Here is a 23126-nt window from a genome sequence, read left to right as displayed (position 1 = left end):
CGCATACTACTCGATGCAGCGTCTTTTAAAAGCAAGAATGTATAGCGATTTTTTAAGTAAATTCAACTTTTGGGGTTGGCAATTAATTATTGTAGGAGCAGCTATAACATTGCCACTTGGTATTACATCCTCTAAAGAATATGCCGAGTTAGAATGGCCTTTCGATATCGCCATTGCTTTAGTTTGGGTTGCTTTTGGTGTAAATATGATAGGAACTATTATTAAAAGAAGAGAACGCCATATTTATGTTGCTATTTGGTTTTATTTGGCAACGTTTATTGCGGTTGCATTGCTTCATATTTTTAACAGTATTGAAATTCCAGTTTCAGCGTTCAAAAGTTATTCTGTTTATGCAGGTGTACAAGATGCGTTAGTGCAATGGTGGTACGGGCATAATGCAGTAGCCTTCTTTTTAACCACTCCATTTTTAGGTTTAATGTATTATTTTGTACCAAAAGCGGCTAATCGTCCTGTATATTCATACCGATTATCAATTATCCACTTCTGGTCGTTAATCTTCATTTACATTTGGGCTGGACCTCACCACTTATTATACTCTACATTACCCGATTGGGCACAAAACTTAGGGGTTGTGTTTTCGGTAATGTTAATTGCGCCATCTTGGGGTGGTATGATTAATGGTTTGTTAACACTTCGCGGTGTTTGGGATAAAGTGCGAGTTGATCCTGTATTAAAATTTATGGTAGTGGCTATTACAGGTTATGGTATGGCAACGTTCGAAGGGCCTATGTTATCCTTAAAAAATGTAAATGCTATTGCCCACTTTACCGATTGGATTGTAGCTCACGTGCACGTTGGTGCCTTAGCATGGAACGGTTTTATGACTTTTGGTATGATTTATTGGTTAATACCACGAATGACGAAAACGAAATTATATTCTATAAAATTAGCTAATTTCCATTTTTGGATTGGAACTTTAGGTATTATTTTATATGCGTTACCAATGTATGTTGCTGGATTTACACAGTGGTCTATGTGGCAACAATTTAATCCAGATGGATCGTTAGTATATGGTAACTTTCTAGAAACCGTTACCGAAATTATGCCAATGTATGCTATGCGTGCAATTGGAGGTACATTCTTTTTTATTGGTATTTTAACATTGGTTTATAATGTTATTAAAACTGTAGCTGCAGGTTCTGCTGTAGAAGATGATTTAGCAGAAGCTCCAGCTCTTGCTAAAATTTCGAAACACCAATTAAAAGGAGAAGGATGGCACTCTTGGTTAGAAAGAAGACCTGTTCAATTTATTCTTTTAACAACTGTAGCTGTAGCTATTGGTGGTATTATTCAAATTGTACCCATGTTAGTAGTAAAATCAAATATTCCTACCATAGCAAGTGTTAAACCATATACTCCGCTAGAATTGCAAGGGCGCGATTTGTATATAAGAGAAGGTTGTAACAACTGCCACTCGCAATTGGTTAGACCTTTCCGCCACGAAGTTAAACGTTATGGCGAGTATTCTAAATCGGGCGAATATGTGTACGATCATCCATTCCTTTGGGGTTCTAAACGTACAGGACCAGATTTACAACGTGTAGGAGGAAAATATAACGATAACTGGCATTTTAACCATATGTACGATCCGCAAAGTACTTCGCCAAACTCAATTATGCCAGGCTACAAATGGATGTTTGCAAATAAGCCAATAGACAATAGTTTAATCGAGAAGAAAATGGAAGTTATGCAAACCTTAGGTGTTCCTTATACTAATGAAGATATTGCAAATGCTCGAAAAAGTATAGAAACGCAATCGGCTAAAATTGAACAAAATTTACATGCAGATCCAGATTTTGTAAAACAATACGAAAATAGTAAAAAGCGTATTACAGCTTCTGGCGAAAAATTTGTTCCTATGAAAGACAGAGAAATCGTGGCGCTTATTGCTTATTTACAACGATTAGGTACTGATATAAAAGTAAAAGACGAAGCTAAATAATAGAAATTATGCTAAAATTTGTTAAACATAATCTAGAAGGTATAGCCAATGTTGAAGTATATCCTATACTATCATTAACTTTATTCTTCATAATATTTGTTGTATTCTTTATTTGGGCAATGACCTACAGTAAGGAAAAAATTAACGAATTAAGCGATTTACCATTTAAAGAAGATAAATAAAAAATCAACCGAATTATGAGAAAATTAATTCCAGCATATGTAAGAGTTCCATTAATATTTGCCATAGTATTTGGCGCAATGGAGTATTTTATCGATTCAGGAGATAAACCCGCCTTTATAGAATACCCTATGGTTTCTGTGTTTTTATTAGTATTTCTGTTTTTATTAATAGCTATAGAAATTGTTTTAAATGCAGTAGATAAGGTTACTTATAGCTTGTTAACAGACGAACAAAAGAAAAAGCTAGACGAAGCACAATCGTTCTCTTTTGAAGATAGTAAATTAATGAAAATGCTTACGCGTTCAAAATCTATCGACGAAGAAAAAGATGTAATGTTAGATCACGATTACGATGGCATTAAAGAGTTAGACAATGTATTACCACCATGGTGGGTAGGTCTTTTTTGGGCCACTATAGTTTTTGGTTTAATTTACATTTTCCGCTTTCATATTTATAACGATTACACGCAAGATCAAGAGTATGAACAAGAAGTAGAGTTAGCAGAACTTGAAGTACAAGAATATTTAAAAAATGCTCCTGATATTACAAACAAAGACAATGTAACACTGCTCACCGATGCTGCTGATATTGCCGCTGGTAAAGAAATTTTTATGGCAAATTGTATGGCGTGTCATAAAGCCGATGGTGGTGGCTCAATAGGTCCTAACTTGACCGATAAATTCTGGATTTTAGGAGGTGGTATTAAAAATGTATTCAATACAGTTTCAGAAGGAGGCCGTTCAGGAAAAGGTATGGTGCCTTGGAAAGAAACCTTAAAACCAAAGGAAATTCAAAAAGTGTCAAGTTATGTGTTATCGTTACAAGGTACCAATCCGCCCGATGCTAAACCTGCAGAAGGCGATGAATGGATAGAAGAAGGAACAGCACCAACTGATGCTACAGAAGCAACAATAACAACCGTTGTAGATTCAACAAAAACAGAATAATTTTTAAAAAAGGATTTGGTACTATCAAATCCTTTTTTAGCCCTAAACACAAAATTATGGCAACCTCTCATTTACCAGACGAAAGTTTTAGAGATAGTATAGGAACTATTACCGAAGACGGTAAACGTAATTATATTCATCCTAAAAAACCTTCTGGAAAATATTACGATAAAAGAAAAATAGTAAGCTATGTATTATTATTGTTTTTATTTTCGGCTCCTTTTATAAAAATAAACGGCAACCAGTTTCTATTATTTAATGTATTAGAACGCCGATTTAATATTTTTAGTTTTCCGTTTTGGCCACAAGATTTCTACTTATTCGTAATTTCAATGATTGTTGGCGTAGTTGGGCTAACTTTATTTACGGTAGCCTTTGGACGTATATTTTGTGGATGGTTTTGTCCACAAACTATCTTTTTAGAAATGGTTTTTCGTAGAATAGAATTTTGGATAGATGGCGATAGAGGAAAACAAATTCGACTAGCAAAGCAAGAGTGGAATGCCGAAAAAATAAGAAAAAGAATAACCAAATGGGTTATTTTCTTCATTATTTCTTTTATAATTGCGAATGTGTTTCTAGCGTATTTAGTAGGAAGCGACACATTAATTCAAATGGTAACAGAAGGCCCTGCAAAGCATTTAAGTACTTTAATAGCACTGCTTGTGTTTACGTGTGTTTTCTATTTTGTATTTACTTGGTTTAGAGAGCAAGTTTGTATTATTGCTTGCCCATATGGCAGAATGCAAGGTGTGTTGTTAGATAATAAATCCATAAATGTAGCCTATGATTATGTAAGAGGAGAAGCTAAAAATGGTAGAAAGAAATGGCGTAAAGATGAAGATAGAACTGCATTAGGCTACGGCGATTGTATCGACTGTAACCAATGTGTAGTTGTTTGCCCTACGGGTATCGACATTAGAAATGGAACACAACTAGAATGTGTAAACTGTACGGCTTGTATTGATGAATGCGATACCGTAATGGAAAAAGTTGGGCTACCTACAGGATTAATCCGTTATGCTAGCGAAGATGAAATAGCTAAAAATGAGAAGTTCACTTTAACTACTCGAATGAAAGGCTACATTGCAGTTCTTACCATTTTAATAGGTGTTTTAATTGCGCTACTTTTTATGCGTACCGAACTCGAAGCTACCGTTTTACGTTTACCTGGGCAGTTATACGAACATAAAGGCGAAAATATTAGTAATGTTTATACCTATAAAATTGTAAACAAAACAAATAACGATTATAACAATGTTCAGTTTAAATTGGTATCGCCTAAAGGCCAAATAAAAATGGTAGGAAACCCTACAGTTAAAGTTGAAAAAAACAGCTTATCGCAAGGAACATTGTTTATCGAAATAAATGAAGCTCTATTAGAAGGCGATAAAACAAAACTAAAAATAGAGCTGTATGATGGCGATAAACGTATTGAAACCACATCGTCTAATTTTTTAGGACCACGTAATTTTTAAAAAAAGAAAAATGAAAATAAATTGGGGAACAGGAATTGTAATTGCAATTGTTTTATTTATGAGCTTTATACTCTATTTCGTAATAAAAGCGCAAACCAATCCAGAGTTTGATAATGAATTGGTAACGAATGAATACTATAAAGAAGAAGCTTTTGTAGAGCAAGATATAGAAAAGCAAAAACGTGCTAATAGCCTAGAAGAAAAACTAAAAATAACAAAAACAACGGAAGGAATTGAAGTTGTTTTTCCATCAAATTTTTTATCAGAAAACATAACTGGAAAAGTGTCCTTTTATAGACCGTCTAGCCAAAAGTTAGATTTTGAAATGCCTATTTCGTTATCTAATTCACATTTGCTCATACCTAAAAAAAGTTTGGTTAGCGGTCTTTGGGACATTACCGTAGATTGGGCATATAATAACGAAACCTATTTAAACAAAGAAACTATTTACTTTTAAATAAATGCTTTATACGGCTATAATTTTAGGTTTAATAAGTAGTTTACACTGCATAGGAATGTGTGGGCCAATAGCCCTAATGCTTCCTGTTGACCGAAAAAATGAAGCCAAAAAAACACTCCAAATTATAACCTATCATTTAGGACGATTAACAGCCTATGGCAGTTTAGGTTTATTATTTGGTAGTATAGGAAAAGGATTATTTATAGGGAGTTGGCAACAACAAATTTCTATTGCAATTGGTATAATTATGATACTAATTGCGCTAGTTCCAGAAAAAGAATTTGCAAAATACAATTTATCGAAGCCTATATACAAAATACTATCAAAAATTAAAGTTTCTTTAGGTAAGCAATTTAAGAAAAAAACATTTGGTTCTATTTTTACCATTGGTTTATTAAATGGATATTTACCCTGTGGAATGGTTTATGTAGCACTTTTTGGTGCGTTGTCTATGGGTACAATTGCTGGTAGTTTCTTTTATATGGTTTTGTTCGGAATGGGTACTATACCACTAATGAGTATTGTAGTTTATGTCGCAAATTTATTAACAACTTCGGTTCGATCTAAACTTCAAAAAGTAATTCCTTATGTAATTGTTACAATAGGTATGTTGTTTATTTTAAGAGGATTAGCACTTGGTATTCCTTATATTTCGCCTAAAAATGTAGATTTATTTGTACAAAGCGAAGCAAATTGTCATTAAAAAATTATTATTTTTTTTGTAACCCCATTTTTTCAGCTTTTTTTATTATAAATTGACGAGCAGCATTATATTCATTAGTAATTTCGCCTTCTAAAATAGCTTCTTTTACGGCTTCTTTTAAAATGCCAATTTCACGGCCTGGTTTTAAGTTGAATAATTCCATAATTTCTTCGCCGTCTATTGGTGGTTGAAAATTTCGAACCCTATCTTTTTCTTCAACTTCTATAATTTTTTCGCGAACAATTTTAAAATTATTGTGGTATTTCTGAAATTTTTTAGGGTTTTTTGTGGTAATATCAGCCTCACAAAGTGTCATTAAGTCATCAACATCTTCGCCAGCGTCAAAAACCAAACGGCGTACAGCAGAATCGGTAACAATATCTTGCGCTAAAACAATAGGTCGCGAACTCATGGAAACCATTTTTTGAACAAACTTCATTTTTTGGTTCAACGGCATATGTAAGCGCGTAAATATTTTCTTAACCATTTTTCCGCCTAAAAATTCGTGTCCGTGAAATGTCCAACCTTGTTTTTTATTGAATTTTTTTGTTGGTGCTTTACCAATATCGTGTAATAATGCTGCCCAGCGCAACCATACATCATTAGTATTAGCGGAAATATTATCGACTACTTCAAGTGTATGATAAAAATTATTTTTATGTGTTTGTCCTTCTACTTCTTCTACATTGTTTAAAGCAGTAAGTTCGGGTAAAATAATATCTAATAGTTTTGTTTGGTAAAGTAATAAAAAACCGATTGAAGGCTTTGGCGTAGCCAAAATTTTATTCAATTCGTCAACAATTCGTTCGCCCGAAATTATTTTTATACGTTCTGCATTTCGAGTAATTGAATCAAGTGAATTTTTCTCAATTTCAAACTGTAATTGCGTAGCAAAACGAATAGCACGCATCATTCGCAATGGATCATCAGAATAGGTAATATCTGGATTTAAAGGCGTTCGAATTACTTTGTTTTCTAAATCGGTTACACCATTAAACGGGTCAATTAAGTCGCCAAAATTGCTTTCATTTAAAGAAAAAGCAAGAGCATTTATGGTAAAATCACGTCGTTCTTGGTCGTCTTTAAGTGTTCCGTTTTCCACAACAGGATTTCGGCTTTCGAAATTATAACTTTCTTTTCGAGCTCCCACGAACTCCACATCCATGTCTTTATAGCGAAGCATAGCTGTTCCGTAATTTTTAAAAACTTGTACCTTTGGAGTATTAGGTAATAGAGAAGAAACCTTTAAAGCTAAATCGATACCGCTACCAACAGCAACAATATCTATATCTTTTTTGTAGTCTCGTTGTAGTAAAATATCACGAACAAAGCCACCAATTACATAAGATTCTAATTGAAGCTCATGTGCCGCTTGTGTAATGATTTTAAATATTTTGTTATTTAATTGTTCTTTATAGTTCATAATTTAATTTGAAAATTTTCAAATTATTATTTTCTAATAATCTTCACTTGGCTATCTAGCGTTAATTTGATGATAGTGGAAGGTTTGTCGCAAATTTTGTCGTGGTGCAAATTTACAACATAGTCCACACCTTTAATAATTTCGGGTGCAATTTCTCTAAAGGATTTTGGTGTAGGTTCTCCAGAAATGTTTGCTGATGTTGATACTAAAGGACGTTTTAAGCGTTCCATTAGTTTATAACAGAAAGGTTCGGTAACCATACGCACGCCTAAAGTATTATCGTTTGCAATTATATTTTTAGCAATGTTCTTAGGTTTATCTAAAATAAGCGTAGTAGGTTTTTCGAAATTATCCCAAATTTCCCAAGCTACTTGTGGGATATCTTTAAAAATTTGGTACAACATGCGTTCGCCGTTTACCAGCGTAATCATGCTTTTGCTTTCTTCGCGTTGTTTTAAATTGTATATTTTTTTTACGGCTTCTTCGTTAGTAGCATCACAGCCAATTCCCCAAACGGTATCGGTAGGGTAGAGTATAATGCCACCTTGTTGTAATATTTGAAGTGCTTTTTGGATTTCGGTATTCAAAATATAAATTATATTGAATTAATAATTCTATTTTTGCATTATATTAGTTGCAAATATAAGATTAATGGGATTAAGGAGAAACTTTGAAAAATATAAAAAAATATTTTTTGAAAAATTTAACTTAGAAAATAATATACATGCTTTTTGGTGGTCACCTAATAGAGGAGATGGAATGGAAAATTATGGTGATATATTAAATCCATTTTTAATAGAAAAATTAACAAGTAGGAAAATAATTCATATTAATTTAAACGAATTAAAAAATAATTTATATAAAAAAGAAATTTAATTATTTTGTAATAGGCAGTATTTTACAATTTTCAAATTCAAATAGTAGGATATGGGGAAGTGGTATAATAATATCAAATGAAGAAGTAAATGCCTCTAAATTTTTTGCTGTTAGAGGTCCAAGGACGAGAAAAAAGATTAATTGAACAAGGAAAAAATGCCCTGCGATATATGGCAGATCCAGCATTATTATTACCAATTTTTTCTTAGTGATAATGTTAAAAAAAATAATATGAAATAGGAATAATACCCCATTATGTAGATTAAGATTATGTAACTTCAACATTTGGTAATAATGAAAATATAAAAATAATTAATTTATTGACTAATGATATAGAGTCAAAACAAAAGAAATTTTATCGTGTAAAAGAATAATTTCTTCATCTTTGCACGGGGTTATAGTTCCTCAAGTGCTTATGGAATTCTGCAATTTGGGTGCAATTTTCAAATAAATTATCTGGAGATAATGTAAAATTTTTTGATTATTTTGAATCAGTTGATATTATTTATAATGAAATTTATAATATCGATACTTTCAAATTTGACCTATGTTTCAGTAAATGATTTTTTTCACCATTAATATGCCTATAGTTTTACCATCAAAATCAATTTTAAAAAAAGAAAAATGAATTAATTAAGAGTTGTCCTTTATAGATTCTAAAATTAAAAGGGAAAATTAAATTTTGAAAAAATGATGAATGAAAAGTAAGTATAATTATTCCAACATATAACCAAGCCAATTATATTGAATACACTTTAAAATCTGTACAAAAGCAAATTTATCAAGATTGGGGAAATGTATTATTATAGATGATGGTTCAACAGATAACACAGAGCAAATTGTAAAGAATTTTATAAAAGATGATATCAGATTTATTTACATTAAAAAAGAGAGACGGAGGAGCTAGTTCAGCAAGAAATTTAGGATTAGATAAAGCAAAAGGTAATTATATACAATTTTAGATTCTGATGATTACTTGGATAGCGTTAAATTATCTAAAAGTATTGAAGCTTTCGGAACAAGATTTAAATTCAAATATTGTTATTACAAATTTTAAAATGTTTCAAAATGATAGTAATATAGATGCTTCGTTACCTTATTGTAATTTAGAAAATGAAATATTTAATTACGATTCTTTGCTGTTAGATTGGGATATAAAGTATACGATACCTTGCATTGTGCTTTATTCAAAAAACTGTATAGGTAATTTAAGATTCGAAGAAAAACATACAATCAAAAGAAGATTGGGTTATGTGGTTATCAATTTTTGTAATGGTTTAAAAACAATATTTTTAAATGAGTATTTAGCTTACTATAGAGTTAATGAATATGGAAACCACACGAATGATGGATAAAAATTTTATTATGGTTACAAACTTTATTTTTAAGACTTTAACGATTCGCAAAAAGAGGCTTTTTTTAATAGAATGACTAATAACTTGTTAAAGTAAAATTTAAGTTAAAAGAATGTTCTTATTATAATGATGTAAAGGAAAAGAAATTGGAACTAATAAAATTAAGACAAAAAAGAAATTCACTTTTTAAAAAAATATATAAGGTAATTAAAAATCAATTTAAGAATTTTTAAATATTATCTGCAAAAAATGATTTAATTATTTCTTCAACTTTTTGTTTTGAGACTGGATATAGACTTTTTTCAGAATTACTTGACAGTATATTCCATTTTTCTTGATTTTCATATAAATCAATAATTGATTTAGCAAAATCTTCAGACGAATCTGATATTATTACATTTTCGTTATTTTTTAAAAACATTCCTTCGATGTTGTTACAACAAAATAATATTCAAAGGCTTGCCCTATTTTTCCTTTTACACCAGCACCTATTAAAAGTGGGGCAACCATAAATTTTGAATTTAAAAAATAGGGTTCAATATCTGCAACATAACCATGGAATTTAAATCGTTCATCGTTAATATTATTTATTACTGTATTTATATTGCTCATTACATGAACTATTATTTCAGGAATATTTTCCCAAACTTTTGGCATTATTTTTTTGTAAAGTAGTTGTAAAGCATCAAACATTTGGGTGATGAGTGGAACCAATAAATACTAAATCTTTTCTTTCTTCAAAATTTGGTATGGATTTATTATCAACTTTTGGATAATGAATATTAGAAATTGTGATCATTTTATCTTCATTTGTGAAAGATTTCATATATTCTTTTTCAGCATCAGAAATAGTAATGATAATATCAGAAACTTTTGAAGCTTCAACCTCTATCTTTTTATATTTATCAGCTTCTTTTTCAATTTTTTATTATTAATATCAAACTCTAATGCTCTTTCATATCTCAAATGATGAATATCAAATCCATGTCGTACACAAATTTCGCATTTGTAAATAATGATTTTACTTTTATTAAAATAACGATTAAACGCATTTGGTCCATAAAACCACACATAATTGGTACTTTTACAGAATGATTCTATGAAAAATTGATAATCTTTATATTGCTTATATTCATAAAAGATGTTTACTCCTAATCTTTGGTAAGTATTTAAATAGGCTTGCCAAATAAAATATCTTTAGTTATAAATGTTACATGAAAACCTTCTTTTATAAAAGAATCCATAATTTCTTTAAACGATTAGATCCCGAATCTTTATCAAATTCTGGAACAGTATCATTAAAAAAACAATAGAATTATTATTGTTTAATTCTAAAATTCTTTCTTCAACACAGATAGAGTTAATACTATTAATTTGTTTTTCCCATTTATTGTAAAACTTTTCCTGATTTGTTTTAAAAAGAATTTCTTTTCGGTTTAAACTTTCTTGATTTTCTTTTGATTTACTATTGTAAGTAATGCCATTAAAATGCAGTACTTTTGAAAAGGCGTATAATAAATGTGTTTTTTTTGATTATACTTAAATCAAAGCACAAATCAGTTTCTTCAAAATAAGCAGGAGCAAACTGTTCGTCTAATAAGTTAATCGTACCATTTTCTTTATGTTTTTTAAAAAGTAGACTACAGCCTGAGCAATAATCTACTTTTCTGATATAATTTACCTCAGGATAAAAAGGTTTTCTGTTTCTTACGATTTGATGAATCGTAAAATCTTCATAAAAACACAACCTGCTTCTTGTAGTGTTAAATTAGGATTTAAAAGCATTGAGCCAACAGCACCAACATTTTCAAAATTTTCAAATACATAAAAGTTCGTCTAAAAAGTTTTCATATAATTTCGTGTCATTGTTCAACAGATAAATATATTCACCTTTGGCAAAATTAATTCCTTTGTTTACGTTTCTTAAAAACCTAAATTAGTTTCCTGTTTTTAATTAAATTAATACCAGATATGTTTGAAAAATCATATTCTTCACTACTATTATCGTCTATTAGAATTATTTCATAAGGATAATTATTTGGTAAGATTTTTACTTAAAAATTGTAAGCAATTTCTTGTATAATTCTTGATTGTAAAATGGAATTATAATTGAAACTTTTAGGGTTGTTTGAAGGATTAAAAGAGATAGAGCTTCTATCAATTGTAGTTAATTGTCTTGGAGTAATTTTTTTTAATCGGTCGTCAAGTTGTTTAACTTTTCTTCTTCGTCTAAAAAAAAAAAGGCTTATTTTCTTTTTAATCCCATTTTATTTAATTTCTTTTATTATTTTACTAACCTATTTTTTGAAAATATTCTAAAATTAATGAAGAGCTTTTAGAAAGCTTATTCCAAAGTTCTTCATCATTGTATAACTTCAAAATATTTTTAGCAAATTCAACAGTATTATTAGCAATTAATGCTGTTTCATTATTTTTAAGATTCATCCCTTCAGCTCCTATCGATGTAGTAATTAAGGTGTAAAAAAAATATTCGTATGCTTGTCCTATTTTGCCTTTTACACCAGCCCCATATCGTAATGGAGCAATCATAAATTTTGAACTTAAAAAATAAGATTCAATATTTTCAACATAACCTAAAATCTAAAATTAGGATTATCATTAGCATGTATTTGTTCATTAACATTACCAATTATATTTACCTTAATATTTTGGTTTTCTCTCCAAACTAAAGGCATAATTTCTTTATATAAGTAGTTTACATCTATATTAGTGGGTAGAGCCAATAAATAATAAATCATTTCTTTCGGAGAATGATTTTACGTTTTTATCGTCAATTTTTGGGTAATGAATATTTGAAATAACTTTTATTTTATCAAATTCAATGTATTTTAACATTGTTTCTTTTTCTTTCAGAAATTGCAATTATTAAATTCGATTTTTTTGCTAATTGTGTTTCAATTTTTTTGTATTTAAAATAGCGTTTATAATTTGAAATCACTGATGGATTTAACTTAATTGCTCTATTATATCTTAAAAATGAATACCAACCATGTCATAGATTAACTTAGATTTTGGTAAATTATTTTCTAAATAAATTTAAATTTTTTTAAATGAATTAGGACCATTAAACCAAACGTAATCAATTGAAATTATATTTTTTAAATCGTCAATATAGTTTATTATCTTTTTAATAACGATTTTTAGTCCTTTTGAAATAAAAAAGCATAGTATTTTTCTTGTTCAAAAATTGAATCAACTAAAAAATAACAGTTAAAATTATTCTCTATAAAAGCTTCAATAATTTCTTTTAATCTGTTAGAACCAGAATCTTTATCAAATAATGGTAAAATATTGCTAACAAAAAGTATTGATTTTTTATTTTTCAAAATTTAATTATTATCACTTGTTTGTTTATGTTTCAAGGAGTCATTTAATCGTCCGCCTCTGAATAGTACTTTAAAAAGCGACCAGTATTTTGGTTTTCTTATACTTTTTATAAAATACTTTATTTGTAAAAAAAGTAAAATTATTCTATAATTAAAATAGCCGTAGTGTTTACGTATTACATATAATAACGATATTTTTAATTCGGTTTTTATAGCTATCGATTTTGGTGTACTTTTACCATGAAAATGGATAAATTTAGCACTTGGAATTAAATAGGCATATTTATTAATTTTCGATAATCGAATACATAAATCAGTTTCTTCTTGATATAAAAAAATGTTAGTATCAAAACCACCTACTTTCCAGAAATCTTCCGATCTAACCACCATAAAACTTCCCGACACAAATTGCCCTCTTTTTGGTTTTGTATATTCAAGTTTTCTATTTGGGTATTTTTGTGGATTAATTTTTTCTAAAAAATAACGCCCAAAAAGTTCTTTAAGTGGCGATGAAAAATGGTCTAGTGTGGGTAATAAATTTCCATTTTCTTTATAACTTTGTGGACCACAAATTCCATATTCTGGATTGTTTTCCATTGCATTTATAATAATAGAGAAACAATCATTTAGCAAAACAGAATCGTTATTTACAAAGGCATAATATTTAGCATCTGAAAATTGACAACCAATCATGTTTCCACCGCCAAACCCAGTGTTTATATGATTTCGGAGCAACTTAATTTTATTATTGCCTAAAGCTGAAATTGCTTCTTTTAAATTTGAATAATCATCGCTACTAGAATGATTATCAACCACAACAATACTATAATTTAGTGTTTCTGAAGTATGTTTTATAATACTTTCTAAACAGTTTATAGTATATTTACTAGTATTATAATTTATAATTACAATTGTTAAATCCAATTCAGAAGCTTTTTTAAGCAAGTTACAATATATCCTTTTAATTTATGTAAAATTTATTAGCTTTACAGATAATAAATTATACGCCGTAAAAGTACTAAATAATTTGATGAAAAACACTACAAATAATGTGTTGATAAATTACTTTTTTTTAGTTTACCAAGACTATATTTTAGACTAATTTAAACAATATAAATGAAAATACTTCATATATCGGGTGCAAATGGTTGGGGAGGAAATGAACAACAAATTATATATTTACTTCCAAAATTAAACGAATTAGGGATTGAAAATGTTGTTTGTGGATTGAGTGGTTCTATTTTAGAAAAAGAATGTAAAAAGCATAAAATTAATTTTGTTCCATTTAAAGGGAAAAAACTAAAAAAGTTTTCCAATTTTAAACAGCTTTCTGAACTTACTAAGACTGAAAAACCTGATATTATTCAACTTCACACAAGTGATTCACTGATGTTTTTCCTTTTGGCAGATTTATTTTTTAACATTAAAGGTAAATTGGTTTTTTCAAAAAAAGGAGTAGGAGTAAGCGGCAGTTTTTTTAGTAAAATAAAATATAATCATCCACGAATTGATGCTATTTTGTGTGTTTCTAAAATGGTTGAAGATTCTTTTGGTAAAATTTTAAATGAAAAAACGAAACAAAAAACACTAATTATAAACGATAGTGTTTCACTAGATGTTTTAAATTTTGAAAGAACATTAAATATTAGAGAACTCTATAATATACCAAACCATAAAGTATTAGTAGGAAATATTGCTAATCATACTAATGCAAAAGATCTTTTTACTCTAATTGACGCATTAGCTGAAGTAAAATTTAAGCATCATAGAGATGATATTATTTTCGTTCAAGTAGGAGAATTCTCTAAGAAAACAGATAAATTAAAAAATTATGCAACACAAAAAGGTGTTTTAAAAGATGTTATTTTTATGAATAAAATAAAAAACGCATCGAGCCTTAATAAGCAATTCGATATTTTTTTATTGACTTCGCAAAGAGAAGGCGGACCAACTTCTTTACTCGAAGCTATGTTAATGGAAACACCAACAGTTTCTACAAAAGTAGGAGTAGTACCCGATGTTATTGAAAACGGAGTTAATGGTTTTGTTGCCGAAATAAAAGATTATAAAAAATTAGCGGAATATGTTATTACACTGGTTGATAATAAGTTGTTACAGCAACAATTTGGCTTAAAAAGTAAAGTATTAATTCAAGAAAAATTTACAGCTTCTTATATTGCAGGTGAAATTAAAAACGAATTTGAAAAAATTGCAGCTAAAAATTAATTCAAATACTGATTAATCCCTTTTTCTATATAAACAATTTTATTTTCTCGCACTTCATCTTCTATAGCGTTATTTAAAGAAATATGACTTTTATCTTGCTCTTTATGATAAATATGATACGCAATTCCAACGTGTTTTAAACGCTTACCCCAAATACCTATGTTGTGCAAACGCTGAATCATTTCTGAATCGTCAACACCCCAACCTACTAAACCTTCATTAAAACCGTTTACTTTTATAAAATCGGCTTTCCAAAACGACATATTACAACCGCGTAATTTTTTTGAAATAGAAGTGTGTGGTTTTTCAAATAGCATAAAAAAAGGCATTCGTACTGTACGTAATCTTTTTTTAATTCCTTTAGAAAACAAACCAAAAGTAATTTTCTTTTCATTAAAAATTTGAGGTAAAATACTTTTCTGAATATTTACTCTTGATCCAAATAAGTAAAATCCTTTTTTAGCAAAATGTAAATGATCTTTCACAAAATCTTTGTGCATTATAATATCACCATCAATTTCAATAATGTATTCATATTTAGCTCTGGCAATTGCTTTATTCATTATTTTTGGTTTTTGGTTGCCATTATCTTCGTGCCAAATATGAATTAAGGGTACAGGAAATTTTTTTTGAAATTTTTGTACTAATTGCGTTGTTTCTTCTTTTGAACCATCATCAGCAATAATTACTTCATTGGGTAAAACAGATTGGTTTAAAATGCTAAGCAACAGCAATTCTAAAGCATTAGGCCAATTGTATGTTGGCGTAACTAAAGAACATTTTGGTAACACTTGTTTCATTTTTTTTGTAAAATTATTCATTTAATTGCAATTATTAAAACCATTATCTACTTTTGACAAAAAAATATTTGTTTACAATTTCTACAAAATACCAGACTATAGCAACACAAATTCGTAATTGCTTCCTTAATTTTGATAATCAAGGCGAATGGTTTATTCGTGGTTCTCGTAATGCTATAAAACTTTTTTCTATTGATAATTTGGTCGTTAATGTAAAAGCTTTTAAAAAGCCAAACTTAATAAACAAAATTGTCTATCGTTATTTTCGAAAATCGAAAGCGCGTCGTTCGTTTGAATATGCTTCCATATTAAAAGAAAAAGGTATTGGAACTCCAGAACCTATTGCTTATCAAGAAAACTACGATATTATTGGATTAAAAGAAAGTTTTTATGCTTGCGAACATTTAATTTGCGATTTAACATATAGAGAGTTAGTAGAAACCAATTATCCCGATGCCGAAAATATTTTGCGTCAGTTTACGCAGTTTACTTTCGATATGCACGAAAAAGGAATTGAATTTCTCGATCATTCACCAGGAAATACTTTAATTAAAAACGAAGGAAATGGCAATTATTCGTTCTATTTAGTCGATTTAAATAGAATGAAATTTCACAACCAACCACTCGATTTTTATACCCGAATGAAAAATTTATCGAAAATTACACCTAAAGAAAATATGGTGGCAACGATGAGTAACGAATATGCAACATTATATAGCAAAAAAACAGAAGAAGAAATTTTTGAGTTAATGTGGAAACTAACTTCGGAGTTTCAATATCGTTTTTACCGTAAAAAAAGAATTAAAAAGAAACTAAAATTCTGGAAAAAGTAGTATTTTCACTTTTTAAACTTTTTCATGAAGGTTTCTATTATTATTACAACATACAATCAAGAAGAATGGCTCAAAAAAGTGCTTACTGGTTACAGTGTACAAACCGAGCAGGATTTTGAAATTGTAATAGCTGATGATGGTTCAACTGATGCAACTAAAAAAATAATTGAATCTTTTCAAAATTTATTTAAAAACCCAATAATTCATGTTTGGCAACCCGATGAAGGTTTTCAAAAATGTAAAATACTTAACAAAGCTATTTTAAGAACAAATGCAAATTATTTGCTTTTTACAGATGGCGATTGTATTCCTAGAAATGATTTTGTTGCACAGCACCTAAAGCATCAAGAAAAAGGGTATTTATTGTCAGGAGGTTATTTTAAACTTCCTATGAAAACTTCAGTTGCTATTACTGATAAAAATATTAAAACTCAAGAGGCATTTTCTAAAAGATGGTTAGTAAATAATGGTGTAAAAAAAACATTTAAATTATCGAAATTAACTCAAAATAAATGGCTTGCTGCTTTTATGAATTGGGTTACACCCACTAAAAAAACGTTTAATGGGCATAATACTTCTTGCTTTAAAGAAGACATAATAGCAGTTAATGGGTTTAACGAAGAAATGCAATATGGAGGATTAGATAGAGAAGTAGGTGAACGTTTATTTAATTACGGAATTTTAGGGAAGCAAATCCGTTATAGTGCCATTTGTCTTCATTTAGACCATAAAAGAAGTTATGCTACAGCAGAAACTTGGCAAAAAAATAATGCAATTCGCACGTTTAATAAAAAACACAAAATTGTAAAAATTGAAAAAGGGATTAATCAGTATATAGATTAAGTTTCCTATTGAGGTGGGTTAGGGGCGTGTTTTATTTTAGAATTTCTTCAAAAAACGACTTCAGTTTTTCTTTTATTAATTCGATAGGATATTCGTCAAAATAGTTAAAAGTGTGTTCTTTTATATATTTTTCATCGTATTGGGTATAAATTTCAGGTTTCAAATCTTTTAAGTGAATGGAAATATTTTTTTCATCTTCAAAAATTTGCCACGTTTCTTTATCTACACTTGGCGAAAACAACGAAAAAGTAGGAATAAATAAAGCTTTTGCCATATTTACCGAACCACCTTCGTTACCTATTAAAGCGTCGCATTGCGATAATAAACCTAAAAACGAACGTAAATCATTTGCATATAAATCAAAATAAATGCGTTTTTGTGTTTCGGGTTGGCATAAATTATAAATTTTTAAAGCGTCTTCTTTTTGCTTCGGAATATAGTTAAAAAGTAAATTAGCATTAGTCGTTTCTACAGTAAAATCTAATAATTCTGCCATTTTTTCAAACGGATAGGTTTTGTACCATTCGCTTCCTAAAATTCCAATCATAAAAGTGGGAGCATCTTTTTGTAATGAAAATTTATCGATTAGAGCTTTAGCTTCTTTAATTTCAGTTTCAGTTAAAAATACTTTGGGTTTATAATCGGTAAATTCTTTCTTGATTAGAGGTTTTAATAAGCGTAAACGATTAATTATAGCCAAACCTATATCAGATTTTGTCCCATTTTTTAAACGTTCAATATTATAATTGTAAAATAAATTGGAATAGCCTTTTTTATACGAAATTTTATACTTTGCTCCTGAAAAAAAAGTAATTAAATTGGTTTCCAGTTTGCTGTAAGCATCAATTATAGTATCATATTTTTTAGAACGAATTTGAAAAATAAATTTAAAAAGAGAAAGATAATTTTTCCTAACTTTTTCTTCTAAAACAATAACGTTATCAATATTTGGGTTATTCTTTAAAACATCAACACAATTGGCATAACACATATAGTCAACCTGCGCATTTGGATACGCTTTTTTTAAATTATTTGATATAATAGTTGAGGTTAATACATCGCCTATTCTCTTTTGTTGTATGACTAAAAACTTCATGTTCAATTTATTTTGTGCTAAAATACACAACTAAGCAAGATTTTGGAACTTAACGAACAAAATAATTTAGTTACTTTTGCTAAAATTTTATATAAAATGGCAATTAGTGGTTTAGTAATTACTTTTAATGAGGAAAAAAATATAGGTAAATGTATTGATGCACTTTTTAAAGTTTGTGATGAAGTAATAATTGTTGATTCTTTAAGTAGCGATAATACTGTAAAAATTGCCGAAGAAAAAGGAGCAAAAATTATTTTGCAAAAATTTTTAGGAGATGGTCCACAACGTTCTCATGGTTTACCTTATTGTAAAAACGATTGGATATTAAACCTTGATGCCGATGAATTTTTAGATAAAGATGCTGAAGCCTTTATTTTAAAAGAAAAATATTTAATTGGGAATTACGATGCGTTTGCTTTTAGAGTTAAGAATTTTTTAAAAGATGAGCTAATCGATTTTTCGGGTTGGTATCCAGATAGTAAAGTGCGTTTTTTTAATAAAAAAACAGCTCATCCGTCAGACGCTAAAGTGCACCAAAAAATTATTACTACAAATGAGAAAAGCGTTCCAGTGCATATTTTGCATTATGGTTGGAGTTCGTTTGACCAAATTTTAGCTAAAAAAAATCAATATTCAACTTGGCATGCACAACAACTCTTCGATCAAGGAAAAAGAATAAATAGTTTAAAACCTGTTTTAAACGGAACCGTTGCTTTTGTTAGATGTTACTTCTTTAAAAAAGGAATTTTTAACGGTTTAGATGGTTTAACTATAGCCATGATTCAAGCTTTTTTTTCGTATATGAAATATGCTAAATTATTAAAACTGCAAAGAGAAGAAAAATTACTGAATCGTTAATTCGTTGTTAATCATTCTTTCATTAAACGATTGAATGTAAGCTTTTATAAAGCGTTCCATTTTTTTTGCAACTTCTGGTTCTTTTTGCAAAAGATTGTTTTTCAGTAATTCATCTTCTTTAAAATTATAAAGACCAATTGCATTTTTTCCGTCAAATGCCATATAATAATCGCTATCTATATAATGGTAAATGTTATCTAAATAATATACTACAAAATCGTTATTAGATTGATAAGGTTTACCAAAAGTAACAATTTTTGTGTTGATATTTAAATGCTTTAATACCGATGGCATAATGTCTATTTGCTGAAAATTCTTGTCTAGTTTGCCTTTTAAAGCAGCATCGGTTGGTTTATAGAAAAGAATAGGAACTCTAAATTTACCTACATTTGTTCTGAATTTTTCCGCAGTTGGCTCCGAAGAAGTATGATCGGCAGTAATAACAAATAAGGTGTTTTTAAACCAATCTTGTTTTGCGGCCGATTCGAAGAATTTTTGCAAAGCAAAATCAGAATACGCAATACTTTCCTGAATTTTAGTAGTTCCTTTCGGGAATTTTCCTTTATATTTTTCTGGGATAGTATAAGGATTATGCGACGAAATACTAAAAATTGAAGTGAAGAACGGCTGTTTAAATTCCCCCATTTTTTTACAATAAAACTGAAAAAAATCTTCGTCAAATACGCCCCATTTTCCATCAAAAGATTCCGGACCTACATATTCATTTTTACCAAAATAATTATCAAAACCAATGGCGTTACAATATTGATCAAAATTCTGACTCCCGTTAAAAGCACCGTGAAAAAATGCCGTATAATAGCCATTGTCTTTTAAAACTTGAGGCAAGGCATACATTTTATTTACAGCATAACTCGAGGTAATAAGCGACTGATTCATTAAACTTGGAATGCTCGATAAGGTAGAAGGTACGGCGTCAATTGACAGTTTGCCATTAGCAAAACCATTTTCAAAGAACAACGATTTGGTAATTAATGAATCTAAAAACGGCGTTTGTCCGCATTGAATATTTTCGCGACCAAAACTCTCTAAAATAATGATAACTACATTTTCTTTTGTAGGTTTCTCTTCCGAATTAAATGCTAAAACTGGATTAAAAATAGTGTTTAATTCTTCTTCCGAATAATATTTTGTAGCATCTAAATTTCCTTTTTTCCCAATCGTCTTTAAAATGCAAAAAGGCGTATTTAAAACCAATGCCGATTGATTGATAGAACCATATTCTACAGCGGTAACGATACTAATTGGTTTTTTTTGCCAACCACCACGAGCCAATAAAAAAACAATTCCCATTAGTAAAATAAAAATTCCACTTTGTTTTAAAAGGGTAATTTTTGTGAATTTTTCAGTTTCCGAAAATTGTAAATTAGGCAGTACTTTCCATAATAATATAGCTAATAGAACCGCTATAACTGGAAAATACCAAAATTCAGTTAGAAAAGAAAGTACTAATCCGCCAATTTCGTTTTCCATTCCGTTTGCGGTAATCATACTGAAAGTACTTCGGCGTCCGGTAAATTTAAAATATTCAAAATCTACAAAATTAGTTAGCATAAATGCCAAATTCACTACATAAAAGCTAACTTTCAATACTCTTTGGTAGGTTGCATTGTTTTTAAAATTCCCAGGAATTAAGTGCAATAAAGCAAAAAGTAAATTAATAAAACCAAGAGCCGAAAAATCAAATCGAATGCCGCCTAAAAAAGCTTTTAAACTTACATCGGTAAAAGCACTTCTATTAAAAAGATAAAACAAAACTCTACAAACCTGATAAAAAGCAAAAATCAACAAAAAACGTTTGGTAAATAGTTTTACATGGCTATAATAGTTTTGCATAAAAATTAGATTTGTAGAATTTTTAATTCGGTTAATTATACAGCCACATTATATTCACGTAACGCATCGTTTAACGATGTTTTTTTATCGGTACTTTCTTTACGTTTACCTATAATTAACGCACAAGGAACTTGATATTCGCCAGCAGCAAATTTTTTAGTGTAACTTCCCGGAATTACAACAGAACGCGCTGGAACATGTCCTTTATATTCAATGGGTTCATTACCAGTAACATCAATAATTTTTGTTGAGCCTGTTAATACCACGTTTGCACCTAATACAGCTTCTTTTTCAACACGAACGCCTTCCACAACAATACAACGCGAACCTATAAATGCGCCATCTTCAATAATTACAGGAGCCGCTTGTAAGGGCTCTAGTACACCACCAATTCCAACACCACCACTTAAATGGACATCTTTGCCTATTTGTGCACAACTACCCACAGTAGCCCAAGTATCTACCATAGTTCCCGCATCTACATAGGCGCCAATATTAATATAACTCGGCATCATAATTACTCCTTTAGAAACATAAGCTCCGTAACGTGCAGTTGCTGGCGGAACAACACGTACACCTTTTTCGGCATAATTGCGTTTTAACTCCATTTTATCATGATATTCGAAAATACCCGCTTCCCAAGTTTCCATTTTTTGAATAGGAAAATACATGACAACTGCTTTTTTTACCCATTCATTTACTTGCCAACCCGAAGTCGTGGGTTCAGCAACCCGTAAATCACCATTATCTAGTAATTCAATTACCGATTTTATTGCGTTTTGGGTTTCCGTTTCTTGTAATAAATCTCGGTTTTCCCAAGCTTTTTCTATAGTTAATTGTAGTGCGTTCATCAAAATTAAATTTTAGCAAATATACTGTATAATCTATTTTTTAGCGAATGGTTTTAAAATTTAGGTAATAATTTATTTTTAGATTAAAATATTTATCGTAATATTGCAATATTAAATTAAATATGATGGGCGTAACAAAAACAGAACATTTTACCCAAGAACAAAATGAAATTTCAAGGTTAACTAAAGCAATTGCTCACCCGGCTAGAGTTGCTATAATTGAGTATCTTTTAGCGGTTAAAACCTGTATTTGTGGCGACATTGTAAACGAGCTGCCTCTTGCGCAACCCACTGTTTCACAACACTTAAAAGAGCTTAAAAATGCAGGTTTAATAAAAGGAACAATTGAAGGAACTGCAATTTGTTATTGTATTAATGAAGAGGCAATGCAAAAATTACAAGAATATTTCTCAAATACATTAACTAAATTATTACAAAAGCAAGATAACTGCTGTTAATACATCGAAAAATTATGAAATTATCGCAACTAAAAGCACTATTGCCAACATTAAATGCTATTGCATTTAAATTAGAAAACGGAATGCCTGTTCCCAAACATTTTCACATAACCGAAATAGGCGTGGTAACAAAAAAGTTTATTGATTGTGGCGGAACATTGCGCAATGAAACAGTAATAAACTTTCAACTTTGGAGTGCAAATGATTTTGAACATTGTTTACAGCCTCAAAAAATATTGCAAATTATAGAGCTTTCTGAAAAAGAGTTAAATATTGAAGATGCCATAATAGAGGTAGAATATCAATTGGAAACAATAGGAAAATACGATTTAGCATTTGATGGCGAGTATTTTATTTTAATGAACAAAAAAACAGCTTGTTTAGCCGTCGATAAATGTGGTGTTTTAACCGATAAAGAAAAGTTAAATTTAAAAGATTTGCCATCAAAAAAAGAAAACGTTTGTTTGCCAAATTCAAATTGTTGTTAAAAATGAAAAGTAAAATAAATAAGTATAAAAAGCCAATTATTATTACCACAGCATTAATTGTGCTACAGCTTATTTGGGGTTTCG

27 protein-coding genes are annotated in these 23126 nt (G+C 29.5%); 16 read left to right on the top strand and 11 right to left on the bottom strand.

All coding sequences use genetic code 11. The features are described 5' to 3' along the window. The 6 genes from ccoO to R2808_RS04220 all read left to right on the top strand — a co-directional run. Positions 1 to 1963 (top strand): cytochrome-c oxidase, cbb3-type subunit II (gene ccoO / locus R2808_RS04245; protein ID WP_371269711.1); only part of this gene is annotated, 1963 nt, incomplete at its 5' end. Between the two features lie 8 nt (positions 1964 to 1971). Then, positions 1972 to 2145, top strand: a complete 174-nt coding sequence (locus R2808_RS04240) for a CcoQ/FixQ family Cbb3-type cytochrome c oxidase assembly chaperone (RefSeq protein ID WP_371269710.1) — start codon at positions 1972 to 1974, stop codon at positions 2143 to 2145. Positions 2146 to 2160: 15 nt separating this feature from the next. Continuing rightward, positions 2161 to 3093: a cbb3-type cytochrome c oxidase N-terminal domain-containing protein gene (locus R2808_RS04235; RefSeq protein WP_371269709.1), complete on the top strand. Its 933-nt coding sequence runs from the start codon at positions 2161 to 2163 to the stop codon at positions 3091 to 3093. A gap of 56 nt (positions 3094 to 3149) precedes the next feature. Then, positions 3150 to 4571 (top strand): cytochrome c oxidase accessory protein CcoG, encoded by a 1422-nt coding sequence (gene ccoG / locus R2808_RS04230; RefSeq protein WP_371269708.1) that lies wholly within the window; start codon positions 3150 to 3152, stop codon positions 4569 to 4571. Between the two features lie 10 nt (positions 4572 to 4581). Then, entirely contained in the window at positions 4582 to 5028 is a 447-nt protein-coding gene (locus R2808_RS04225; RefSeq protein ID WP_371269707.1) for a FixH family protein, read from the top strand. A 4-nt stretch (positions 5029 to 5032) separates the two neighbouring features. Continuing rightward, the gene (locus R2808_RS04220) at positions 5033 to 5734 is read left to right on the top strand and encodes a sulfite exporter TauE/SafE family protein (RefSeq protein WP_371269706.1); all 702 of its coding nucleotides are present in this window, start codon (positions 5033 to 5035) and stop codon (positions 5732 to 5734) included. A gap of 7 nt (positions 5735 to 5741) precedes the next feature. Here R2808_RS04220 and R2808_RS04215 read toward each other — a convergent pair whose 3' ends face one another. After that, positions 5742 to 7157, bottom strand: coding sequence for a CCA tRNA nucleotidyltransferase (locus R2808_RS04215; RefSeq protein ID WP_371269705.1), 1416 nt, complete (start codon positions 7155 to 7157; stop codon positions 5742 to 5744). A gap of 26 nt (positions 7158 to 7183) precedes the next feature. Beyond that, positions 7184 to 7753 carry an L-threonylcarbamoyladenylate synthase gene (locus R2808_RS04210; RefSeq protein WP_371269718.1) on the bottom strand — a complete coding sequence of 190 codons (570 nt, stop codon included), beginning with the start codon at positions 7751 to 7753 and terminating at the stop codon, positions 7184 to 7186. Between the two features lie 55 nt (positions 7754 to 7808). On the opposite strand from R2808_RS04210, the gene R2808_RS04205 reads away from it, so the two are divergent. The 4 genes from R2808_RS04205 (at position 7809) to R2808_RS04190 (ending at position 9388) form a co-directional block, all read left to right on the top strand. After that, positions 7809 to 8033, top strand: coding sequence for a hypothetical protein (locus R2808_RS04205; protein ID WP_371269703.1), 225 nt, complete (start codon positions 7809 to 7811; stop codon positions 8031 to 8033). Between the two features lie 710 nt (positions 8034 to 8743). Beyond that, on the top strand, positions 8744 to 8842 hold the full coding sequence (locus R2808_RS04200) for a glycosyltransferase (protein WP_371269717.1): 99 nt from the start codon (positions 8744 to 8746) through the stop codon (positions 8840 to 8842). Further along, a complete protein-coding gene (locus R2808_RS04195) occupies positions 8821 to 8940 on the top strand; it encodes a glycosyltransferase (RefSeq protein ID WP_371269702.1) in 120 nt (39 codons plus the stop codon). Before R2808_RS04200 ends, R2808_RS04195 begins: the two co-directional genes overlap by 22 nt. 61 nt (positions 8941 to 9001) lie before the next feature. Next, entirely contained in the window at positions 9002 to 9388 is a 387-nt protein-coding gene (locus tag R2808_RS04190; protein WP_371269701.1) for a hypothetical protein, read from the top strand. Between the two features lie 411 nt (positions 9389 to 9799). On the opposite strand, the gene R2808_RS04185 is transcribed toward R2808_RS04190, so the two are convergent. The 5 genes from R2808_RS04185 to R2808_RS04165 all read right to left on the bottom strand — a co-directional run bounded on the left by R2808_RS04185 (position 9800) and on the right by R2808_RS04165 (position 13659). Continuing rightward, positions 9800 to 10081: a glycosyltransferase gene (locus tag R2808_RS04185; protein ID WP_371269700.1), complete on the bottom strand. Its 282-nt coding sequence runs from the start codon at positions 10079 to 10081 to the stop codon at positions 9800 to 9802. A gap of 1599 nt (positions 10082 to 11680) precedes the next feature. Further along, positions 11681 to 11989, bottom strand: a complete 309-nt coding sequence (locus R2808_RS04180; RefSeq protein WP_371269716.1) for a glycosyltransferase — start codon at positions 11987 to 11989, stop codon at positions 11681 to 11683. A gap of 126 nt (positions 11990 to 12115) precedes the next feature. After that, positions 12116 to 12244 carry a hypothetical protein gene (locus R2808_RS04175; protein ID WP_371269699.1) on the bottom strand — a complete coding sequence of 43 codons (129 nt, stop codon included), beginning with the start codon at positions 12242 to 12244 and terminating at the stop codon, positions 12116 to 12118. Positions 12245 to 12549: 305 nt separating this feature from the next. Beyond that, a complete protein-coding gene (locus R2808_RS04170) occupies positions 12550 to 12735 on the bottom strand; it encodes a hypothetical protein (RefSeq protein WP_371269698.1) in 186 nt (61 codons plus the stop codon). A 3-nt stretch (positions 12736 to 12738) separates the two neighbouring features. Then, positions 12739 to 13659 (bottom strand): glycosyltransferase family 2 protein, encoded by a 921-nt coding sequence (locus R2808_RS04165; RefSeq protein ID WP_371269697.1) that lies wholly within the window; start codon positions 13657 to 13659, stop codon positions 12739 to 12741. Between the two features lie 192 nt (positions 13660 to 13851). On the opposite strand from R2808_RS04165, the gene R2808_RS04160 reads away from it, so the two are divergent. Continuing rightward, complete coding sequence (locus R2808_RS04160; protein WP_371269696.1) at positions 13852 to 14961, top strand: glycosyltransferase family 4 protein; 1110 nt, start codon at positions 13852 to 13854, stop codon at positions 14959 to 14961. On the opposite strand, the gene R2808_RS04155 is transcribed toward R2808_RS04160, so the two are convergent. Continuing rightward, the gene (locus R2808_RS04155; RefSeq protein ID WP_371269694.1) at positions 14958 to 15761 is read right to left on the bottom strand and encodes a glycosyltransferase family 2 protein; all 804 of its coding nucleotides are present in this window, start codon (positions 15759 to 15761) and stop codon (positions 14958 to 14960) included. The two genes, R2808_RS04160 and R2808_RS04155, sit on opposite strands and share 4 nt — an antisense overlap. Positions 15762 to 15814: 53 nt before the next feature. Between R2808_RS04155 and R2808_RS04150 the strand changes: the two genes are divergently transcribed. Together R2808_RS04150 and R2808_RS04145 are read left to right on the top strand one after the other, a co-directional pair. Beyond that, entirely contained in the window at positions 15815 to 16594 is a 780-nt protein-coding gene (locus tag R2808_RS04150) for a Kdo domain containing protein (RefSeq protein WP_371269693.1), read from the top strand. A 24-nt stretch (positions 16595 to 16618) separates the two neighbouring features. Further along, positions 16619 to 17437, top strand: coding sequence for a glycosyltransferase family 2 protein (locus tag R2808_RS04145; RefSeq protein WP_371269692.1), 819 nt, complete (start codon positions 16619 to 16621; stop codon positions 17435 to 17437). A 31-nt stretch (positions 17438 to 17468) separates the two neighbouring features. Here the strand turns inward: R2808_RS04145 and R2808_RS04140 are convergent, their stop codons facing one another. Further along, a complete protein-coding gene (locus tag R2808_RS04140; RefSeq protein WP_371269691.1) occupies positions 17469 to 18533 on the bottom strand; it encodes a glycosyltransferase family 9 protein in 1065 nt (354 codons plus the stop codon). 96 nt (positions 18534 to 18629) lie between these two features. On the opposite strand from R2808_RS04140, the gene R2808_RS04135 reads away from it, so the two are divergent. Beyond that, entirely contained in the window at positions 18630 to 19391 is a 762-nt protein-coding gene (locus R2808_RS04135) for a glycosyltransferase family 2 protein (protein WP_371269715.1), read from the top strand. On the opposite strand, the gene R2808_RS04130 is transcribed toward R2808_RS04135, so the two are convergent. Together R2808_RS04130 and R2808_RS04125 are read right to left on the bottom strand one after the other, a co-directional pair. Then, positions 19377 to 21245: an LTA synthase family protein gene (locus tag R2808_RS04130; RefSeq protein ID WP_371269690.1), complete on the bottom strand. Its 1869-nt coding sequence runs from the start codon at positions 21243 to 21245 to the stop codon at positions 19377 to 19379. The genes R2808_RS04135 and R2808_RS04130 overlap by 15 nt on opposite strands. 35 nt (positions 21246 to 21280) lie before the next feature. Further along, the gene (locus R2808_RS04125; RefSeq protein ID WP_371269689.1) at positions 21281 to 22096 is read right to left on the bottom strand and encodes a 2,3,4,5-tetrahydropyridine-2,6-dicarboxylate N-succinyltransferase; all 816 of its coding nucleotides are present in this window, start codon (positions 22094 to 22096) and stop codon (positions 21281 to 21283) included. A gap of 125 nt (positions 22097 to 22221) precedes the next feature. Here R2808_RS04125 and R2808_RS04120 point away from each other — a divergent pair, with 125 nt between their 5' ends. Both R2808_RS04120 and R2808_RS04115 read left to right on the top strand, forming a co-directional pair. Beyond that, positions 22222 to 22554 carry an ArsR/SmtB family transcription factor gene (locus tag R2808_RS04120; protein WP_371269714.1) on the top strand — a complete coding sequence of 111 codons (333 nt, stop codon included), beginning with the start codon at positions 22222 to 22224 and terminating at the stop codon, positions 22552 to 22554. Positions 22555 to 22568: 14 nt separating this feature from the next. Further along, complete coding sequence (locus R2808_RS04115; RefSeq protein ID WP_371269688.1) at positions 22569 to 23042, top strand: DUF6428 family protein; 474 nt, start codon at positions 22569 to 22571, stop codon at positions 23040 to 23042. The last annotated feature ends 84 nt before the right edge of the window (positions 23043 to 23126 follow it).

It is taken from the genome of Flavobacterium sp. (assembly GCF_041392005.1).
In the GTDB taxonomy this organism is placed as follows: domain Bacteria; phylum Bacteroidota; class Bacteroidia; order Flavobacteriales; family Flavobacteriaceae; genus Flavobacterium.
This window is presented reverse-complemented; position numbering and strand designations above follow the sequence as displayed.

What these genes read in the sequence shown, in the direction of transcription:
- R2808_RS04240 (WP_371269710.1), top strand. Translation starts at nt 1,972, where the DNA reads ATGCTAAAATTTGTTAAACATAATCTAGAAGGTATAGCCAATGTTGAA.
- R2808_RS04235 (WP_371269709.1), top strand. Translation starts at nt 2,161, where the DNA reads ATGAGAAAATTAATTCCAGCATATGTAAGAGTTCCATTAATATTTGCC.
- ccoG (WP_371269708.1), top strand. Translation starts at nt 3,150, where the DNA reads ATGGCAACCTCTCATTTACCAGACGAAAGTTTTAGAGATAGTATAGGA.
- R2808_RS04225 (WP_371269707.1), top strand. Translation starts at nt 4,582, where the DNA reads ATGAAAATAAATTGGGGAACAGGAATTGTAATTGCAATTGTTTTATTT.
- R2808_RS04220 (WP_371269706.1), top strand. Translation starts at nt 5,033, where the DNA reads ATGCTTTATACGGCTATAATTTTAGGTTTAATAAGTAGTTTACACTGC.
- R2808_RS04215 (WP_371269705.1), bottom strand. Translation starts at nt 7,157, where the DNA reads ATGAACTATAAAGAACAATTAAATAACAAAATATTTAAAATCATTACA.
- R2808_RS04205 (WP_371269703.1), top strand. Translation starts at nt 7,809, where the DNA reads ATGGGATTAAGGAGAAACTTTGAAAAATATAAAAAAATATTTTTTGAA.
- R2808_RS04190 (WP_371269701.1), top strand. Translation starts at nt 9,002, where the DNA reads ATGATTACTTGGATAGCGTTAAATTATCTAAAAGTATTGAAGCTTTCG.
- R2808_RS04185 (WP_371269700.1), bottom strand. Translation starts at nt 10,081, where the DNA reads ATGTTTGATGCTTTACAACTACTTTACAAAAAAATAATGCCAAAAGTT.
- R2808_RS04175 (WP_371269699.1), bottom strand. Translation starts at nt 12,244, where the DNA reads ATGTTAAAATACATTGAATTTGATAAAATAAAAGTTATTTCAAATATT.
- R2808_RS04160 (WP_371269696.1), top strand. Translation starts at nt 13,852, where the DNA reads ATGAAAATACTTCATATATCGGGTGCAAATGGTTGGGGAGGAAATGAA.
- R2808_RS04155 (WP_371269694.1), bottom strand. Translation starts at nt 15,761, where the DNA reads ATGAAACAAGTGTTACCAAAATGTTCTTTAGTTACGCCAACATACAAT.
- R2808_RS04145 (WP_371269692.1), top strand. Translation starts at nt 16,619, where the DNA reads ATGAAGGTTTCTATTATTATTACAACATACAATCAAGAAGAATGGCTC.
- R2808_RS04140 (WP_371269691.1), bottom strand. Translation starts at nt 18,533, where the DNA reads ATGAAGTTTTTAGTCATACAACAAAAGAGAATAGGCGATGTATTAACC.
- R2808_RS04135 (WP_371269715.1), top strand. Translation starts at nt 18,630, where the DNA reads ATGGCAATTAGTGGTTTAGTAATTACTTTTAATGAGGAAAAAAATATA.
- R2808_RS04130 (WP_371269690.1), bottom strand. Translation starts at nt 21,245, where the DNA reads ATGCAAAACTATTATAGCCATGTAAAACTATTTACCAAACGTTTTTTG.
- R2808_RS04125 (WP_371269689.1), bottom strand. Translation starts at nt 22,096, where the DNA reads ATGAACGCACTACAATTAACTATAGAAAAAGCTTGGGAAAACCGAGAT.
- R2808_RS04120 (WP_371269714.1), top strand. Translation starts at nt 22,222, where the DNA reads ATGGGCGTAACAAAAACAGAACATTTTACCCAAGAACAAAATGAAATT.
- R2808_RS04115 (WP_371269688.1), top strand. Translation starts at nt 22,569, where the DNA reads ATGAAATTATCGCAACTAAAAGCACTATTGCCAACATTAAATGCTATT.